This window comes from Saccharothrix ecbatanensis (genome assembly GCF_014205015.1).
In the GTDB taxonomy this organism is placed as follows: domain Bacteria; phylum Actinomycetota; class Actinomycetes; order Mycobacteriales; family Pseudonocardiaceae; genus Actinosynnema; species Actinosynnema ecbatanense.
In genome coordinates this window covers 366,030-384,207 of sequence record NZ_JACHMO010000001.1, presented here as the reverse complement: position 1 = coordinate 384,207, position 18,178 = coordinate 366,030, and the positions used below count along the sequence as shown (strand labels likewise).

Genomic DNA, 18,178 nt, shown 5'->3' with positions numbered 1-18,178 from the left:
CGTGCACAGCCGGCTCACAGGCAGGGCACAAGGACCGCCCAGGGTCCGCCGACAGGCTCGACCCCATGCGAGCGCGACTACCCCTGTTGCTGTTGTTGGCCGGAACAGCGGTGCTGTACCTGTGGCGGTTGGGCGATTCCGGCTGGGCCAACGCCTACTACTCCGCCGCCGCCCAGGCCGGCGCCGAGAGCTGGTCGGCGTGGTTCTTCGGCGCGACCGACCCGGCGGGCGCCATCACCGTCGACAAGACACCCGCGGCGACCTGGGTCATGGGGTTGTCCGCCCGACTGTTCGGGGTCAACGCCTGGAGCATCCTGGTCCCCCAGGCGCTCATGGGCGTGGCCAGTGTGTGGCTGCTCTACGCCACCGTGCGCCGCACGGCCGGTGAGGCGGCTGGTCTGATCGCGGGCGTCGTGCTGGCGTTGACGCCGGTCGCGGTGCTGATGTTCCGGTTCAACAACCCCGACGCGCTGATGCTCCTGCTGCTCGTCGCGGGCGCCTACTGCACGGTCCGTGCCACCGAGAAGGCGTCGGTGCGGTGGTTGGTGCTCGCCGGGGTGGCGGTGGGGTTCGCGTTCCTGGCCAAGATGCTCCAGGCGTTCCTGGTGGTGCCCGCGTTCGCGCTGGTGTACCTGGTGTTCGCACCGGCCGCCTTGCTGCGCAAGGTGTGGCACTTGGGCGCGGCGCTGGGGGCGTTGGTCGTCGCCGGTGGATGGTGGGTGCTGGCGGTGGAGTTGGTGCCCGCCGGCTCGCGGCCGTACATCGGCGGATCGCAGTCGAACAGCGTGCTGGAGTTGGCGCTCGGCCACAACGGGCTGGGCCGGCTGACCGGTGAGGAGATCGGCAGCGTCGGCGGTGGCGGTCGGGGCGGCGGGTGGGGTCGGCTGCTCGGGGCCGAGATGGCCGGTCAGATCGCGTGGCTGCTGCCGACCGCGCTGGTGCTGCTCGTCGCCGGGTGGTGGGCCGGGCGGAAGGGCGAACGGGTCGGGCTCGCGCTGTGGGGCGGCTGGCTCGTGGTCACCGCCGCGGTGTTCAGCTTCATGAACGGCATCATCCACGCGTACTACACGGTGGCGCTGGCCCCGGCGATCGGCGCGCTGATCGGGATCGGCGCGGTCGCGTTGTGGCGTAAGCGGCAGGAACCCGTTGCGGCGGCGGCATTGTCGGGCGCGCTGGCCGTGACGGCGCTCCAGGCCTACCTGCTGCTGTTGGACTGGTCGACCGTGTTGGCCGCCGTGGTGCTGATCCTCGGTCTGCTGGCGGCGGTCGGGTTGTTCTTGGTCACGGTCGCGCCGGCGGTGGTCGTCGTGCCGGTCGCCCTCGTCGCCGCTGTCCTCGGGCCGGGCGCGTACTCGGTGGCCACCGCGGTGACACCGCACTCCGGCGCGATCCCCGCCGCCGGACCCGCGCGGGGCAACCAGCCGGGTGGCCTGGTCCTCGCCGGACCAGGCGGCACCGTGACCAACGTCGGCCGGATGGGCGGCGGCATGGGCGGACTGCTCCACGCGCCCACGCCCGGCGAAGAGCTGGTGCGACTGTTGCGGGACAACGACGGGTTCACCTGGGCGGCGGCGGCCGTGGGGTCGAACAACGCGGCCGGGTACCAGCTCGGCAGCGGTGAGCCCGTGATGGCCGTCGGCGGGTTCAACGGCACCGACCCCGCGCCCACACTGGCCGAGTTCCAGGAAATGGTCCGGAGTGGACGGATCCACTACTTCCTCGGCGGCGCGGGCATGCCGGCGGAGACCGGCAGCGACGCGTCCGAGCGGATCGTCGAGTGGGTGGAAGCGACGTTCACCGCGACCACCGTGGACGACGTGACCGTCTACGACCTCACAGCGGGCGCACAGCCATGACACACGAGCCGCCCAGTGACGCGCCCGAGGGTGAGGTCATGACCTTCACGACGCTCACGACGACCACCGTGCTCGACGTGGTAGTGCCTGTGTACAACGAGGAACGTGGCCTCGGGTCTTGCGTGCGCAAGCTGCACGCCGACCTGACGCAGACGTTCCCCTACACGTTCCGGATCACCATCGCGAACAACGCGAGCACCGACGGGACGCGTGCCGTCGCCGACGAGCTGGCCCGCGAACTGTCCGGGGTGGCCGCGGTGCACCTGGCCGAGAAAGGGCGCGGCCGGGCGTTGAAGGCGGTGTGGACCGCGTCGGACGCCGCTGTGCTGGCGTACATGGACGTCGACCTGTCCACCGACCTCGCCGCCCTCGCGCCGCTCGTGGCCTCGCTGATCTCCGGGCATTCCGACCTGGCGATCGGCAGCCGGCTGGCCCGTGGGGCGCGGGTGGTGCGCGGGCCGAAGCGCGAGTTCATCTCCCGTTGCTACAACCTGATCCTGCGCGGCGCGTTGGCGACCAGGTTCACCGACGCGCAGTGCGGGTTCAAGGCGATCCGGGCCGACGTCGCCCGCCGGCTGCTGCCCCACGTCGAGGACACCGGCTGGTTCTTCGACACGGAACTGCTGGTGCTCGCCGAACGCGCGGGCGCACGGATCCACGAGGTGCCGGTGGACTGGGTGGACGACCCGGACAGCCGGGTCGACATCGTGTCCACCGCCGTGGCCGACCTGAAAGGCGTCGCCCGGGTGGCGCGCGGTCTGGTGACCGGGCGCATCCCGATCGGTGAACTCCGCGTTCAGCTGGGGAGAGAACCCTTGGAACCGCAGACACCGGGTGTGCCCGCCGGGTTGTTCAAGCAGCTGGTCCGGTTCGCCGCCGTCGGCGTGATCAGCACGGTCGCGTACCTCCTCCTGTTCGTGGTGCTGCGCGGCGCTTTGGGCGCGCAGGGCGCCAACCTCGTCGCCCTCCTGATCACGGCCATCGCGAACACCGCCGCGAACCGCCGGTTCACGTTCGGCGTGCGCGGCAGACGGGGCGCGGGCCGACACCAGTTCGAAGGCCTGATCGTCTTCGGGTTGGGCTTGGCACTCACCAGCGGTTCACTCGCCCTGCTCCACCTCTTCTCCGCGCCCGGCGGCCCGGCGGAACTGGTCGCCGTCGTCGGCGCCAACCTTCTCGCCACCGTGCTGCGCTTCCTGTTGCTGCGCAACTGGGTCTTCCGACCCCGCCGCGCCGCGGAGGCCGCCGGATGACCACCCCGCGCACGGCCCTCACACCGAACTCGACCGTCACCCCGCATTCGACTCTAGGGACCACTGCCATGACCACCGTCACCGCGACGGCACCCGCACCCCACCCGGCCCCACCGCGGCCCGTCCGGAACTGGACCACGCCCGCGTTGGTCGTGTTGCTGGTGGGCACCGCGGTCCTATACCTGTGGAACATCACCGACTCCGGTTGGGGCAACAGCTACTACGCCGCCGCCACCCAGGCCGGTGCGGAGAGCTGGACCGCCTGGCTGTTCGGCGGACTCGACGCCGGTGGCGTCATCACCGTGGACAAACCGCCCGCCGCGCTGTGGGTGAGCGGACTGTTCGCCCGGATCTTCGGGTTCTCCAGCTGGACCGTGCTGGCGCCGCAGGCCATCGAGGGTGTGCTGGCCGTGTGGTTGTTGTACGCCACGGTGAAGCGCACCTCCGGCGCGGTGGCCGGGTTGATGGCCGGTGCGGCCCTCGCCCTGACGCCGGTCGCCGTGCTGATGTTCCGGTTCAACCTTCCCGACGCGTTGCTGGTGCTGCTGATGGTCGCCGGCGCCTACTGCACCGTGCGGGCGCTGGAGAAGGCCTCCGGCTGGTGGCTCGCGCTCGCGGGCGTGGCGATCGGGTTCGCGTTCCTGGCCAAGATGGGGCAGGCCTTCCTGGTGCTGCCCGCCTTCACCGCCGCCTACCTGCTGGCCGCGCCCACCTCACTGCCCAAGCGGTTCCTGCACCTGCTCGGCGCGGGGCTCGCCGTCACCGTGTCCGCGGGGTGGTTCATCGCCCTGGTCGAGCTGTGGCCGTCGGAATCACGCCCGTACATCGGCGGGTCTTCGACGGACTCCCTGTGGGAGCTGGCGATCGGCTACAACGGCCTTGGCCGGATCTTCGGCGGACGAGGAGGCGGTGGCGTGGTCGCGGACGGTGGGAACGCGCCCCTCGGCTTCGGCGGTGGGACCGGGATCGACCGGTTGTTCGGGGCGAGCATGGGCGGCGAGATCTCGTGGCTGCTGCCCGCCGCGCTCATCGGGATGGTGACCGGACTGTGGTTCACCCGCCGCCTGCCGCGCACCGACCGGACCCGCGCGGCCCTGGTGCTGTGGGGGCTCTGGGTGCTGGGCAACGGGATCGTGTTCAGCTTCATGAGCGGCATCACGCACCCCTACTACACGGTCGCCGTCGCGCCCGGCGTCGCCGCGCTGGCCGCCATCGCCGGTCGGGAGATGTGGCGTGGCCGCAACCACCTCCCGGTACGCGTGGCGCTCGCGCTCATGGTCGCGGCGGCCGGCTTCTGGGGATTCGCGCTGCTCCACCGGTTCGAGGACTGGCTGCCCGCGCTCCGTTGGACGGTCGCGGCGCTGACCGTGCTGGTGGCCACGGCGATCGTGATGGGCGCACGCCGGATGGCCGCGATGGCCCTGATCACCTCCCTGCTCTCCGCCGCGGCCTTCGGCGTGGCCACTGCCGCGACCCCGCACGGAGGTTCGATCCCGATGTCCGGCCCCGCCGTGGACTCGGGCGAGTCGAACGCCGGCAACGGCCCGATGGACCAGACCGACGACGAGGTGGTGGACCTGTTGAAGGACACCACCGGCACGTGGGCGGCGGCGACGATGAGCGCGCAGGGTGCGGCGACCCTGGCCCTGGCGTCGGGCAAGGCCGTGATCGGGATCGGCGGCTGGAGCGGCGGCGACCCGGCGCCCACGCTCGCCGAATTCCAGCGGTACGTGGCGGACGGGCGGATCGGCTACTTCGTCACCGGGGGCATGGGCGGGGCCGGACCGCGCGGCGGCGCAAACGAGATCGGCGAGTGGGTCGCCGCGAACTACGAGGCCCTGACGATCGGGGGGTCGACCGTCTACCGGCTTTCCTAGCGCGGCCTGGACGAGGCGGTGGGCAAGGGGTCGGGCAAGAGGGCGGACGAAGCGGTGGGCGAGGGGGCGGATGAAGCGGTGGCCGAGCCGGTGGACGGCGCGGCCACCGCCTCCGTCCACGATGGACCGGATGGTCGAGGAGGAGTGGGCCGGGTGGAGCAGTGACCGGATCATTCCTCCACGTTATTCAAACGCGTGGTCGAGGTCATCACTCGGCCGGATGACATAGCGGGGTGGTTCCGGGTGACCGGCCCACGAGCGGTACATGATCGCGGCGGCGTAGGGCAGGAGGTCGCGGCCACGGCTCCACAGCCACGGAATCCCCTTGAGCACCAACCAACCCACGTGGTGCAACGGCGTCACCTTCAATCCGCCCGTGCACGCCAACGACACCCGGCCCGGCACCTCGCACCCCGACTCGGCCAACCGCGCCGCGAACGCCGCCGCCAACCGGCGATGTCCCACCTCCGACGGGTGCAGCCGGTCCACCGCCCACGTGTCCATCGAGTAGGCGCCGTCCATCAGGTCGAGGTCGACGCACCCGATCCCGTGCCGCCGCACGACCGCGTCGATGATGTCGTTCAGCTCGGCGATCCGCGCCCGCAACGCCCGCCGCAACGCCCCCGGCAGCCGGAACACCCGGCTGTGGTCGTGAAAGCGCACCGTGACGACGGCGGCCCCGGCCGACACCAGAGCGCCCACGATCGCGTTCAGGTCGACGTGCAACTGCCGACCGTCGAAGTCCGACCGCAACGTGTCGTTCATCCCCACCAACAACACGGCCGCGTCCGGTTGGAGGGGCAGCACCTTGGGCAACTGCTCGTACCGCACCGACGCGACCCGCGCCCCGGCGAACGAGACGTTCGCATACCGCGCGTCCGCGAACGCCTCCGCGAGCAGCGGGCCGACGCCACGCCACCCACCGGGCACGGGGTCGCCCACGCCCACCGTCGTCGAGTCGCCCAGGACCACCAGGCTGCGCACCGTCTTGGCCACGGTGAAGACCCTCGCGCAACGACGTGACGTGCCGAGAACGAACAGCGGAACGCTACCGGAATGCCGGGTACAGCGGCAGTTTTGCGGCGGCCGACCCGTACCGCGACACCAGCGCCGAGACGACGGCGTCAGCGTGCGCCGCGACGTGCGTGGCGCGCAACGCCAACGCGTCGTCCCGCAACCGCAGCCACCGCGCCGTCAGCACCATGCTGCGCGGCGCCGAGTCCAGCGGGCGGTGCCCGGACGGCAGCGACAGGTCCAACCGCGGCAACCCGCGCCACGTCGCCAGCCACACCCACATCAGCTGCGATTCCAGCAACCGCGGCAGGAACACCGCGTCGTCGTCCAGGTCCGGCCACACCGACGACACCTCGGCCCGCCACGCCGCGACCATCGCCTCCGACATGCCGGCGGGCAGCCCGTAGGCGCACCAGCACGACGGGAACGGCACCCGCAGGCACGCCGCGTCGAACACGATGTCCCGCACGCACCCGCCCTCGAAGTCGAGGAACCGGACGCCCTTGCTGGTCACCAGGTGGTTGTCCGGGCACGACGTGGACGGGCTGAACGCACGCCGACGGGACGTGACGAACCCGCGCACCGCCTGCTCGGCGAACGACCGCACCGAGTCCGGCGTGGCCACTTCCAGAGAGTCGAACAGCAGCGCGGGCAACCCGGCCAACGCCGTGTGCACGTCGACCACGATCGGGTCGGCGCAGCACTGGCTCCCCTGCCGGCGCATCAACGCGTCGAAGTCCGCGTCACGCCCGGCGGTCGTCGCGTGCAGCCGCCCCATGGCGTGCGCCCACGACAGCAGCCCTCGTTCGGCGGCACGCGCGTCGGATCCCAGCAGTTTTTCCGCCAGCCGCGGCGCCTTGCCCAGGTCTTCGAGCACCACGAGCCGCTTGGTGTTGTCCTGCGCGACCAGCTCGGGGGTGAGGCGTTCCTCGGACGGCAGCGCGGTGAGCAGCTTGTGGCTCACCACCTCGTGCGCGAACGGGTCCCGGTCGGCCACCCGTGACGGGTAGCGCTTCACCACCAGCGTGCGGGGCAGCGAGAACGGGGTGTGCGCCACGCGGACGCGGACGACGACAGACCGGCCCGCTCCCCCTAGGTCTTCGGGGTCGGCCAGTCGAACCGGTGCGCCGAATCTTCCGCTCAACACCGATTCGGCCGCTGCCACGGCGGCGTCGAGCTCGGAAGGGGCAGCGTCGTCGATGTCCTGCGGGCCGGCGGTGATCTCCACACTCATCTCCTCCGACCCTACTCCCGGTGGCCTAGACCTGACAGAACCCGTCCGGGCACCGTGACGGTAATGCTCACCCCCGTCGGATACCACCCTCTGTGGAAATTGCCGCCCGGTCAGCCGTTCGCGAGCGGTCGTCCCAGGTCCCGGGGTTGGCCACGGCGGTTTCGCAACGCCAGGACCAGCGCCGCCGCCGCCACGATGCCCACGAGGTTCACCGCGAGCTGTGCCACGGACTGGAGGCATATGTCCCACTCCGCGAGAACCGCGGCCACCGCCGCGAAGCCCGCGGCGGGCACGGTGGTGACCGAAATGAACACCCCGACGAGTGCCGCCGACTTGGCGGACGTCATCGACAGCATCCCCGCGGCGCCCGCGAGCAGCGCCACGATCAACGAGAACGGGCCGACCTGGAACACGAAGTCGACCTCGTGCGCGGCCAGCACCATACCCCGGTCGAACAGGTCGGTGAACGAGCCCGCGAACGCGGCCACGGCGGTGATCGCCATGGCCACCGGGAACCCGACCGCGAGCGCCGTCGCGGCTCTCCGGACCAGGTCCCAGCGCCGCAGCACCAGGCCGACGGCGATGGCGGCCAGCGGACCGAACTCCGGTCCGACGACCATGGCGCCGACGATGGTGATCGGCGAGTTCGTGACCACGCCGACCGCCGCGAGCAGGCACGCGATGGCCAGGAACGACAGGAACGTGGCGTTGAGCCGGGATTCTTCGCCGGTGCGGGCCAGCAGCTCCTCCCACACCACGGCGTCCGCCGCCTCACCTGGCGCTTTCTCCTCGGCGCGGTCGGCCGCGTCGGAGAGGGCGGTGTCGATCTGCTCCAGCGTGACGCCGCCGTCGCGGTCGACGTCCAGCGCGCACAGGGAGGCCACCACCGTGTCGGTGGCCTCCCTGGCGACGTCGGCTTCGACCACGTCACCCGCGGGCTCGACGGCCGCGCCGCGCAGCACCACCACGTGCGTGACGCCGGGGTGCTGTGTCAGCGCCGCCAGCACCTCGTCGGTGCGCTCGGCCGGGCAGATGGCCCGCAGGTGCAGCACGGCCTACTGAGCCGGCTTCTCGGTCTTCTCCCCGCCGGCGCCGGTCTTCTCGGGAGCGGGCTTGGCGTCCACGCCCGCTTCCTTGCGCTGCTGCGGCGTGATCGGCGCGGGAGCCGCGGTCAGCGGGTCGTAGCCGCCGCCGCTCTTCGGGAACGCGATGACCTCGCGGATCGAGTCGAACCCGCCGAGCAGCATGGCGATCCGGTCCCAGCCGAACGCGATGCCGCCGTGCGGCGGCGCGCCGTACTTGAACGCGTCGAGCAGGAAGCCGAACTTCTCCTGCGCTTCCTCCGGCCCGATGCCCATGACCTGGAACGCCCGCTGCTGCACGTCGGCGCGGTGGATACGGATCGACCCGCCGCCGATCTCGTTGCCGTTGCAGACGATGTCGTAGGCGTAGGCCAGCGCCTTGCCCGGGTCCTCCTCGAAGCGGTCGATCCACTCCGGGGTGGGCGAGGTGAACGCGTGGTGCAGGGCGGTCCACTTGCCGCTGCCCACCGCGACGTCGTCGCCGATCTTGTCGACCGCCTCGAACATCGGGAAGTCCACGACCCACACGAACGACCAGGCGCTCTCGTCGATCAGGCCGACCCGGTGCGCGATCTCCACGCGGGCCGCGCCGAGCAGCGCGCGGGCGCCGTCCGGTTCGCCCGCGCCGAAGAACACGCAGTCGCCGGGGTTGGCGCCGACGGCCTTGGCCAGGCCGTCGCGCTCGGCGTCGGAGAGGTTCTTGGCGACCGGGCCGCCGAGCGTGCCGTCCTCGTTGACCAGCACGTACGCCAGTCCACGAGACCCGCGCTGCTTGGCCCAGTCCTGCCACGCGTCGAGCGTGCGGCGAGGCTGCGACGCGCCGCCGGGCATGACGACCGCGCCGACGTACGCCGCCTGGAACACCCGGAACGGGGTGTCCTTGAAGTACTCGGTCAGCTCGGTCAGTTCGAGGTCGAAGCGCAGGTCCGGCTTGTCGGTGCCGTACTTGGCCATCGCCTCGGCGTAGGAGATGCGGCGGAACGGCCGGGGGACCTCGTGGTCGGCCAGCTCCTTCCACAGGGCGCCGATGACCTGCTCGCCGAGCGCGATCACGTCGTCCTGCTCGACGAAGCTCATCTCGATGTCGAGCTGGGTGAACTCGGGCTGCCGGTCGGCGCGGAAGTCCTCGTCCCGGTAGCAGCGGGCGATCTGGTAGTACCGCTCCAGGCCGCCGACCATCAGCAGCTGCTTGAACAGCTGCGGGGACTGCGGCAGGGCGTACCAGGAGCCGGGGCGCAGCCGGGCGGGCACCAGGAAGTCGCGCGCGCCCTCGGGGGTGGAGCGGGTCAGGGTCGGGGTCTCGACCTCGACGAACTTCTCCGCGTGCAGCACCTCGCGGGCGATCCGGTTGGCCTCGCTGCGCAGCCGCATGGCCTTGGCCGGGCCGCTGCGGCGCAGGTCGAGGTAGCGGTGGCGCAGGCGCGCCTCCTCGCCGACCTCCAGGTGCTCGTCCAACTGGAACGGCAGCGGGGCGGACTCGTTGAGGACTTCCAGCTCGGTGGCGTAGACCTCGATGGCACCGGTGGGCAGGTCGGGGTTGTCGCTGCCCTCGGGGCGGCGGGTGACGTCGCCGACGACCTTGATCACGTACTCGGAGCGCAGCTTGTGGGCGCGTTCGGCCATCTCGCCCTCGCGGAAGACGACCTGGGCGATACCGGAGGCGTCCCGGAAGTCGATGAAGATCACCCCGCCGTGATCGCGCCTGCGGGCCACCCACCCGGTCAGGGTGACGGACTGCCCGGCGTGCTCGGCGCGGAGCGTCCCGGCCTCGTGCGTGCGGATCACGGGTACTGCTCTCCTCGGGTTGACTCAAACGTGGGGCCACCTGGAACGACGGCTGGTCGTCAAGGCTAACGAACGACCCCCGGGTCGACGCCACCAGGTTTCCCGGTCCGGTCGGGGCGGCTCGGTGATCACCGCGCCCTAGGATCCCGTGATGGCCAGACGCCTGCTCGTGAGCGCCTTGATCCTGTTGACGACCGCGTGCTCCACGGCGGTCCCCGGCCGTCCGGTGGCGGGGTCGGCGCCGCCGGCCGAGCCGATCCCGACGGTCGCCTGCGAGTACCCGCTGGTCACCGAGGGGCCGCTGCGCCGGGTGAGCCCGCCCGACGAAGGTCAGGTACCGGCCGGCGGCACCCTGACGGTCCGCGTCGACAGCAACCATGGCCGCATCGACGTGGAGCTCGACGCCGAGAGCGCGCCGTGTTCGGTGCACAGCTTCCGCCACCTGATCAAGCAGCAGCTCTACAAGTCCTCGAGGTGCCACCGGCTCACGGTGGAGGGGATCTGGATGATCCAGTGCGGCGACCCGACGGACACCGGCGCCGGCGGACCGGGTTACGTCTACGACGACCCGACGGCCAAGACCGGCGACTACACGCGCGGTGTGGTGGCGATGGCCAACGCGGGTCCCGGCACCAACGGCAGCCAGTTCTTCATCATCTACCAGGACAGCCCGCTGATCGGTCCGGACTTCCCGGTGATCGGCCGCGTCACGCGCGGCATGGAGGTCATCGACCAGGTGGCCGAAGCGGGCCTCGCCGACGGCACCGACATCCCCCAGGGCGGCGGCAAACCGGCCACGTCCCTGGTGTTCCTCGTGGTGGAACCGGCCTGAACGCGACCGGGGCCGCCCCCGAAGGGACGGCCCCGGCTCAACGTGCCGACGATCAGGCGGTGGGCGCCAGGTAGAGCAGGCGGTTCGGCGAACCGGTGCCCGGACTGGTGACCTTGCTCGGGGTCGACTGGCCGATCAGGTAGCTCGCCACCTGGGACGGGGTCGCCGTGCGGGCGCCCTGGAGGTAGCGGGCGGCGGCGCCGGCGACGTGCGGGGCCGCCATCGAGGTGCCGCTGATGGTGTTGGTGGCGGTGTCACTGGTGTGCCACGCCGAGGTGATCGACGAGCCGGGCGCGAAGATGTCGAGCACCGAGCCGTAGTTCGAGTAGCTCGCGCGGGCGTCGGTGCTGGTGGTCGCGCCCACGGTGAGGGCCTCGGTCACGCGGGCCGGCGAGTAGTTGCCCGCGTTGGCGTTGCTGTTGCCCGCCGCGACGGCGAACGTGACGCCCGCCGAGACCGCACGGCGCACGGCCGCGTCGATGGTGGTGGACGCTCCGCCGCCGAGGCTCATGTTCGCCACGGCCGGCTTGACGTGGTTGCGGGCGACCCAGTCGATGCCCTCGACCACGTCGGCGGTGGTGCCGCTGCCGGAGTTGTTCAGCACGCGCACGCCGTACACCGTCGCGCTCTTGGCGACGCCGTACTGGCTGCCCGCGATGGTGCCCGCGACGTGCGTGCCGTGGCCGTTGCCGTCCTGGGCGACGCTGTCGTTGTCGACCGCGTCGTAGCCGTTGCGCGCCCGGCCGCCGAACGTGCTGTGGCTGATCCGCACGCCGGTGTCGATGACGTAGACGTTCACGCCCGAGCCGGTGGAGGTGTAGCTGTAGGTCGTGTTCAGCGGCAGGTTGCGCTGGTCGATGCGGTTCAGGCCCCACGACGGCGGGTTGGTCTGCGTCGCCTGGGTGTGGAACACCTGGTCCTGCTCGACGTACTCGACGGACGGGTCGGCCGCGAGCCGCTTGGCCGCCGCCTCGGGCAGCGACACGGAGAAGCCGTTGAGCGCGCTGCGGAACACGGTGTCGACGTGGCCGCCGTACTGGCCCGCCAGGCTCTCCGCGGACGCCGACGAGCCGTCCTTGAGCTTGACGATGAAGTGGTTCTGCACCTTGTGCGTGGCGTCGGCGGCGCGGATCTCGCCCTCGGCGGCCTGCGCGGGGGCGGCCAACAGGGAGGACGCGGTGACGGCGAGCGCCGTCGCCCCGACCCCGGCCAGGAACCGGACCTGTCGTGACTGTCGCATGCGGATTCCGTTCTTCGAACGGTGGCCCCAACGCACCCCGAGGAGCTTCGCAGGGCTCGGGGGTGACGTTGGGCCACCTTGCCCTCGCTGACCGTCACAACGTAGGCAACCAGGGCGTTAACTCGGAAGTGTGAACATTTGCCAGTTATCCAGCAGCGTCAACAATCCGCCCGACCTGCGGGTTCCCAAAATGCGGGCGCGGGTGCGTGACGACGGCGCTACGGTCCGGAGATGCGTTTGGAACCCGTCACCGAGGACAACTACCGGGCCGTCATCGGTCTGGAGGTCCACGAGGAGCAGCGGGCGTTCGTCGCGACGAACCTGAAGTCGATCGCGGACGCCTGGATCTACCGCCCGAAGTTGCAGCCGCTTGCGCTGTTCAGCGGAACCGACCTGGTGGGCTTCACCCTCCTCGAACGGGATCGGCCGGATGCGCTGCACATCGCCCGGTTCATGATCGACCGGCGGGCGCAGGGCCGCGGGCTCGGCCGCAAGGGCCTGGCCGCGATCGCCGACGTGGCGCGCGCGGAGGGCCGCACCGAGCTGGTGCTGACCGTCGTGCCGGGTAACGCGGTGGCGCGCGGCCTGTACGCGGCGTTCGGCTTCACCGACACGGGCGAGGTGGACGAGGGCGAGCTCGTGATGCGCCACGAGCTCGCCCCGTCTGCTCACCTCGCCGACCAGTAGCTCACTTGGTCGGGGATCAGCGCGCTCACCTGGTCGGAGACCAGCGCGCTTACCGGTTCGGCGACCAGTAGAGGAGTCGGCCCCACGACAGCACGGTGGCCGCGGTGACGACCGCCGAGTGCACCTGAGCGGGCGTCGCCGCGGGGTTGGCCTGGAGGTACCTGAGCGTCACACCGGTGACGTAGGCGGTGGACAGCGACGTGCCGCTGAGCGTGGCGGTGGCCGTGTCGCCGGTGTGCCACGCGACCGTGATGCCGACGCCGACCGCGTAGACGTCGACCACCGCGCCGTAGTTGGAGAACGTGGCGCGGGTGTCGGTCCGGGTGGACGAGCCCGAGGTGATCGCCTCGGTCACCCGGGCCGGTGAGAAGTTCACCGCATTGGTGTTGCTGCCGCCCGCCGTCACGGACGCGGTCACGCCCGCCGAGATGAGCCGCCGCACCGCGTCGTCCATCGCGGTCGACACGCCGCCGCCCAGGCTGAGGTTCGCCGACGCGGGCTTGACGTGGTTGCGCGCCACCCAGTCGATGCCCGCGATGACGCCGGCGGTCGTGCCGCTGCCAGAGGCGTTGAGCACCCGGACGCCGCACACCAGTGCTTCCTTGGCGACGCCGTTGGTGCGGCCCGCGATGAGGGACGCGATGGCCGTGCCGTGGCCGTTGTCGTCCTGGGGGACGGTGTCGTTGTCGACCACGTCGTAGCCGGCGCACGACCGGCCCGCGATTTCGGTGTGCGTGGACCGGACGCCCGTGTCGATCACGTACGCCCTGGTGCGCGCTCCGGTCGTGGTGTAGCTGTACCTGCCGTCCACCGGCAGCGCGCGCTGGTCGATCCGGTCCAGGCCGAACGGCGCGTTGAGCTGGGTGGTGTGGGCGCGGACGACCTGGTCCTGTTCGACGTACTCGACGGCGGGGTCGGCGGCGAGGCGGCGGGCCTGCTTCTCGGTCAGGGTCGCCGAGAAGCCGCCGAACGCGGCGAACCTCCGCGTCACCTGACCGTCGAGCCCGACCGCGTCGACGGCCGGGTGCTTCAGCTTGACGATGTAACTGCCGGGGACGGCCGTGGCCGAACCGGCGTGCAGCACCGCGCCTTCGGCGTGGGCCGGAGTGGTGAGGGTGACGGCGGCGAGGGCCGCGACACCCAGGCCGGACAACAACTTGCGCATGGGCAGGGTTCCTTTGCAGGGGAAGGGACCCCGGCGCGGGTCGTGCGCCGGGGCGCCGGCGCGGTTACCTCGCGGGAGACCAGTACAAGAGCCGGCCGCCCCAGGGCAGCGGCGTCGCCTGGTTCACGATCTCGGCGTGCACCTGGGCCGGGGTGGCCGTCGGCACGAACTGGAGGTACCGGGTGGCGACACCGCTGACGAACGCGGTCGCCATGGACGTGCCGCTGAGCGTGACGGCGGCGGTGTCACTGGTGTGCCAGGCGGAGATGATGTTGGCGCCCGGCGCGTACAGGTCCACCCCGGGGCCGTAGTTGGAGAACGGCGCCCTGGCGTCGGACTGGTTGGTGCCGCCGGACGTGATGGCCTGGGTGACCCGGGCAGGCGACGTGTTGGAGATGCTGCCGCTGCTGCCCGCCGTGACGGACGCGGTGATGCCCGCGGCGATCATGCGGCGCACCGCGTCGTCCAGCGCGACGGAAGCCGCGCCGCCCAGGCTGAAGTTCGCCACGGCGGGACGGACCGCGTTCCGCGTCACCCAGTCCACGCCCGCGATGACACCGGAGACGGTGCCGCTGCCGGCGGCGTTGAGCACCCGCACGCCGCACACCTGGACGCCCTTGGCCACGCCGTACGTGCGGCCGGCGATGATGCCCGCCATGTGCGTGCCGTGGCCGTTGTCGTCCTGGGCGATGAAGTCGTTGTCCACGGCGTCGTAGCCGTGGATCGCACGACCGCTGAACTCGGTGTGGGTGACCCGGATGCCGGTGTCGATCACGTACGCGGTGACGCCGGCGCCGACCGACGTGTAGCTGTAGGTGGTGCTCAGCGGCAGGGCGCGCTGGTCGATCCGGTCCAGGCCCCACGGCGCGTTGGCCTGTGTCGCCAGTGCCCCGACGCCGTTGGCGTGCACGACCTGGTCCTGTTCGACGTAGTCGACGGCGGGGTCGGCGGCGAGGCGGCGGGCCTGTTTCGGGGTGAGTGTCGCGGAGAAACCGCCGAACGCGGCGAACCTCCGGGCGACCTGCCCGTCGAACCCTGCCGCGTCGACGGCCGGGTCCTTGAGCTTGACGATGTAACTGCCGGGCACGGCGGTGGCCGAGCCCTCGTGCAGGACGACGCCCTCGGCGTGTGCGGGGACGGCGTGGGCGGGAGCGGCGAGCAGGGTGGCGGTCAGGACGGCCAGGGTCAGGCCGGGTAAGAGCTTGCGCATGCGGTTTTCCTTTGCAGGGGAAGGAACCTCGGCGCGGATCACGCGTCGGGCCTGCCAGTGTGCCGAACTCCGGCCCGCCGGAGTTCGTCCGACGGAGTGGTCGGTTCGGGCATCGGCGGGCGGCCGGCCGGACGCGCTCGTCCACCCGGCCCAGCCTGAGACGGGACGGTCGACGTGGGGCCACTCGGCGGACGCCACCGCCGGTCCGGCCGCCATACGCTTGGGGACCGCCTCCCACAACGTGATTGAGAAGCTATTCAACGCTGTGGAGAAATTCCTTTCGACAGTGCGGTCGAAACGAACATCGAACGCGCACCCGCATAGTGCGGAGAAGTCCTTCCGCGTTACCGGACAACCGTTGCCCGCCACGGTGCCCACCGGCCGGTCCGATCATCCGCCGATACCGCCCAATCAGGGCTTCCACCTGCGGAAATGCTTCACGGCACCACATCCGCACAGGCAGTCAATGTGAGCTTGCACATAGCTGCTCTCGTTCTTCCCCGGGAACTACCACCGGCATCCGTTCGTCTCACCAGTAGAGCCCGTGGCGGGGCCGGGATGTGTCCCAGGTCACCCACATCCCGAGGCCATGGGCCGCTTCGCGTACCGGGAAGGGACCAGATGCCACAGTGCGGTGCGACGATCGCGCCGCACCGGTTCTTCACACCGACCCTGTTAATGAGAATTCAAGCGTTCCACAGCCGGCGGGATTAACCGTCCGATTCGGTCAAATTCACGGCGGGAAACCCGATCGGCTGTACCGCCCCGGTGATTTCGCACGATAACGTCGCTCGGCTTGTCCACGGAGAACGGGAGCGAAGATGACAACGCCAGTCGTCGGACCGGAATCGCGGGTACGCGATCCCCGACGGATCGACGCGGAGGCCGACCCCTTCGCGGACGCATTGCGTGCGGCGATCCGAGCGAAAGGACTCAGCCTGGAACGCATCCAGCACAAGCTGAGGGCTAGGGGCGTGGCGGTCAGCATCGCCGCGCTGAGCTACTGGCAGTCCGGCAGGCGGCGTCCCGAACGACCGGACTCGCTCACCGCCGTCGGCCACCTGGAGGAGATCCTGGACGTCGGACCGGGTGGGCTGAGCACGCTGCTCGGACCGCCACGGCCACGCGGCAAGGCCCGTCCCCGGACGCGCATCTCCGGGCCCGAGGGCTGGGTCGGCGAGCACGACTACGCGACCATCGCGGAGCTGCTGGCCGAGGTCGACACCAGCACCGACCAGGACCTCACCCGCCTCAGCCTGCGCGATCAGGTGGAGCTGGCGATGGACGGCAGCACCCGGCGGGTGCGGTCGCGGCAGGTGCTGCGCGCCGAACGGGCGGGCGTCGACCGGGTCCTGCTGGGCTACGACACCCGGCTGCCCGGCGACCCGCTGCCGGTCATCGGCACGCTGAGGTCGTGCAGACTGGGGCGGGTTTCCGCCGACCCGCGCAACGGACTGATGGTCGCCGAACTGCTCCTCGACCGTCCACTGCGACGGGGCGAGCGGACCGCCATCGAGTACGAACTGATCCACGTGGCACCCCACCATCCCACGTTTGACAACACCCACTCACGGCGCTTCCGACACCCTGTTCGCGAGTACGTCCTGGAGGTCCGGTACGATTCACGGTGCCGACCCGCACGTTGTGAACAATTCACGACCGATTTGACCGGTGGAGAACCCACCGACGTGCGCGAGACCCCGGTGGACACGTGGGGCTACGCGTACGCGGTCGCACTCGACTTCGGTCCCGGCATGGTCGGCCTGCGCTGGGAATGGACCTGACCTAATACGAGCGCGGCAACTTCAGCGTGTGCTGCGCCACAAAGTTCAGGATCATTTCCCGGCTGACCGGGGCGATTCGGGACAACCGGGACGCGGCCAGCAGGGCGCCCAGTCCGTACTCGGACGACAGCCCGTTGCCACCGTGGACCTGGATGGCCTGGTCCACCGCTCCCGCCACCGCTTCCCCCGCCGCGTACTTGGCCATGTTGGCCGCCTCCCCAGCAGCCCGGTCCTCCCCAGCGTCGTAGAGAGCCGCGGCCTTCTGGGTCATCAGCCTCGCCAACTCGACCTGGATCGCACACTGCGCCAACGGGTGCGCGATGCCCTGGTGCGCGCCGATCGGCGTGTCCCAGACGGCCCTGGTGCGGGCGTACTCGCTCGCCTGGTCGAGTGCGCGGCGGGCCATACCGGTGGCGAGCGACGCAGCCATGATCCGTTCCGGGTTCAGGCCGGCGAACAGCTGGGCCAGACCGGCGTCCTCGGTGCCCACCAACGCGTCCAGCGGCAGCCGCACGTCGTCGAAGAAGCAGGTGAACTGCTTCTCGGGCGACAGCACCTCCATCGGGATGTGCTGATAGGTGAAGCCGGGCGCGTTCGTGGGCACGATCATCAGCGACGGCAGCAGCCGTTGGCCCGTGGCGTCGACATGGCGTGCGACCACGAGCACGGCCTCCGCCTCGTCGACGCCGGAGATGTAGTACTTGCCGCCGTTGAGGACCCACTCGTCGCCGTCGCGGTGGATGGCGGTGGTGAGCTTGTGCGAGTTGGAGCCCGCGTCCGGCTCGGTGATGGCGAACGCCATCTTGGTGGTGCCGTCGGCGAACCCGGGCAGCCACCGCTGCTTCTGCTCGGCCGTGCCGAACCGGGCGATGACGGTGGCGCAGATGGCGGGCGAGACGACCGTCAGCAGCAGCGGGCAGCCGGCCGCGGACAACTCCTCGCACACGGCGGCCAGGTCGCCGATGCCGCCGCCACCGCCGCCGTACTCCTCGGGCACGGCCACGCCGAGGTAGCCGAGCTTGCCCGCCTCGGCCCACAGCTCGTCGGTCTTCTCCCCCGCCCGCGCCTTGGCGGTGAAGTACTGGTGGCCGTACTTGCGGGCCATGTCGGAGACGGCCTTGCGCAGGGCACGCCGCTCCTCGCTCTCGGTGAAGTTGAT

The 18,178-nt window shown here is 71.0% G+C and carries 14 protein-coding genes; 6 read left to right on the top strand and 8 right to left on the bottom strand.

What is annotated here, in order from left to right; all coding sequences use genetic code 11:
- Positions 1 to 65: 65 nt before the first annotated feature.
- The 3 genes from F4560_RS01730 to F4560_RS01720 all read left to right on the top strand — a co-directional run bounded on the left by F4560_RS01730 (position 66) and on the right by F4560_RS01720 (position 4,986).
- Positions 66 to 1,856, top strand: a complete 1,791-nt coding sequence (locus F4560_RS01730; RefSeq protein WP_184915264.1) for an ArnT family glycosyltransferase — start codon at positions 66 to 68, stop codon at positions 1,854 to 1,856.
- A gap of 38 nt (positions 1,857 to 1,894) precedes the next feature.
- Positions 1,895 to 3,109: a bifunctional glycosyltransferase family 2/GtrA family protein gene (locus F4560_RS01725; protein WP_246477701.1), complete on the top strand. Its 1,215-nt coding sequence runs from the start codon at positions 1,895 to 1,897 to the stop codon at positions 3,107 to 3,109.
- 68 nt (positions 3,110 to 3,177) lie between these two features.
- Positions 3,178 to 4,986 carry an ArnT family glycosyltransferase gene (locus F4560_RS01720; RefSeq protein WP_184915257.1) on the top strand — a complete coding sequence of 603 codons (1,809 nt, stop codon included), beginning with the start codon at positions 3,178 to 3,180 and terminating at the stop codon, positions 4,984 to 4,986.
- A gap of 183 nt (positions 4,987 to 5,169) precedes the next feature.
- Here the strand turns inward: F4560_RS01720 and F4560_RS01710 are convergent, their stop codons facing one another.
- The 4 genes from F4560_RS01710 to aspS form a co-directional block, all read right to left on the bottom strand.
- Complete coding sequence (locus F4560_RS01710; protein ID WP_312868105.1) at positions 5,170 to 5,982, bottom strand: SGNH/GDSL hydrolase family protein; 813 nt, start codon at positions 5,980 to 5,982, stop codon at positions 5,170 to 5,172.
- 52 nt (positions 5,983 to 6,034) lie between these two features.
- Positions 6,035 to 7,234, bottom strand: coding sequence for a hypothetical protein (locus F4560_RS01705; RefSeq protein WP_184915251.1), 1,200 nt, complete (start codon positions 7,232 to 7,234; stop codon positions 6,035 to 6,037).
- Positions 7,235 to 7,344: 110 nt separating this feature from the next.
- Positions 7,345 to 8,286, bottom strand: coding sequence for a DUF389 domain-containing protein (locus F4560_RS01700; RefSeq protein ID WP_184915248.1), 942 nt, complete (start codon positions 8,284 to 8,286; stop codon positions 7,345 to 7,347).
- Positions 8,287 to 8,289: 3 nt separating this feature from the next.
- Positions 8,290 to 10,101 carry an aspartate--tRNA ligase gene (aspS, locus tag F4560_RS01695; protein WP_184915245.1) on the bottom strand — a complete coding sequence of 604 codons (1,812 nt, stop codon included), beginning with the start codon at positions 10,099 to 10,101 and terminating at the stop codon, positions 8,290 to 8,292.
- A 151-nt stretch (positions 10,102 to 10,252) separates the two neighbouring features.
- On the opposite strand from aspS, the gene F4560_RS01690 reads away from it, so the two are divergent.
- The gene (locus tag F4560_RS01690) at positions 10,253 to 10,933 is read left to right on the top strand and encodes a peptidylprolyl isomerase (protein ID WP_184915241.1); all 681 of its coding nucleotides are present in this window, start codon (positions 10,253 to 10,255) and stop codon (positions 10,931 to 10,933) included.
- A 52-nt stretch (positions 10,934 to 10,985) separates the two neighbouring features.
- Here F4560_RS01690 and F4560_RS01685 read toward each other — a convergent pair whose 3' ends face one another.
- On the bottom strand, positions 10,986 to 12,173 hold the full coding sequence (locus tag F4560_RS01685; protein WP_184915238.1) for a S8 family peptidase: 1,188 nt from the start codon (positions 12,171 to 12,173) through the stop codon (positions 10,986 to 10,988).
- A 231-nt stretch (positions 12,174 to 12,404) separates the two neighbouring features.
- On the opposite strand from F4560_RS01685, the gene F4560_RS01680 reads away from it, so the two are divergent.
- Positions 12,405 to 12,860, top strand: a complete 456-nt coding sequence (locus tag F4560_RS01680) for a GNAT family N-acetyltransferase (RefSeq protein WP_184915235.1) — start codon at positions 12,405 to 12,407, stop codon at positions 12,858 to 12,860.
- Positions 12,861 to 12,909: 49 nt separating this feature from the next.
- Here F4560_RS01680 and F4560_RS01675 read toward each other — a convergent pair whose 3' ends face one another.
- Both F4560_RS01675 and F4560_RS01670 read right to left on the bottom strand, forming a co-directional pair.
- Positions 12,910 to 14,025 (bottom strand): S8 family peptidase, encoded by a 1,116-nt coding sequence (locus F4560_RS01675; RefSeq protein WP_184915232.1) that lies wholly within the window; start codon positions 14,023 to 14,025, stop codon positions 12,910 to 12,912.
- Between the two features lie 64 nt (positions 14,026 to 14,089).
- Entirely contained in the window at positions 14,090 to 15,235 is a 1,146-nt protein-coding gene (locus tag F4560_RS01670; RefSeq protein WP_184915229.1) for a S8 family peptidase, read from the bottom strand.
- A gap of 821 nt (positions 15,236 to 16,056) precedes the next feature.
- Here F4560_RS01670 and F4560_RS01665 point away from each other — a divergent pair.
- Positions 16,057 to 17,019 carry a hypothetical protein gene (locus tag F4560_RS01665; protein ID WP_184915226.1) on the top strand — a complete coding sequence of 321 codons (963 nt, stop codon included), beginning with the start codon at positions 16,057 to 16,059 and terminating at the stop codon, positions 17,017 to 17,019.
- A 1-nt stretch (position 17,020) separates the two neighbouring features.
- Here the strand turns inward: F4560_RS01665 and F4560_RS01660 are convergent, their stop codons facing one another.
- Positions 17,021 to 18,178 (bottom strand): acyl-CoA dehydrogenase family protein, encoded by a 1,158-nt coding sequence (locus F4560_RS01660; protein ID WP_312869832.1) that lies wholly within the window; start codon positions 18,176 to 18,178, stop codon positions 17,021 to 17,023.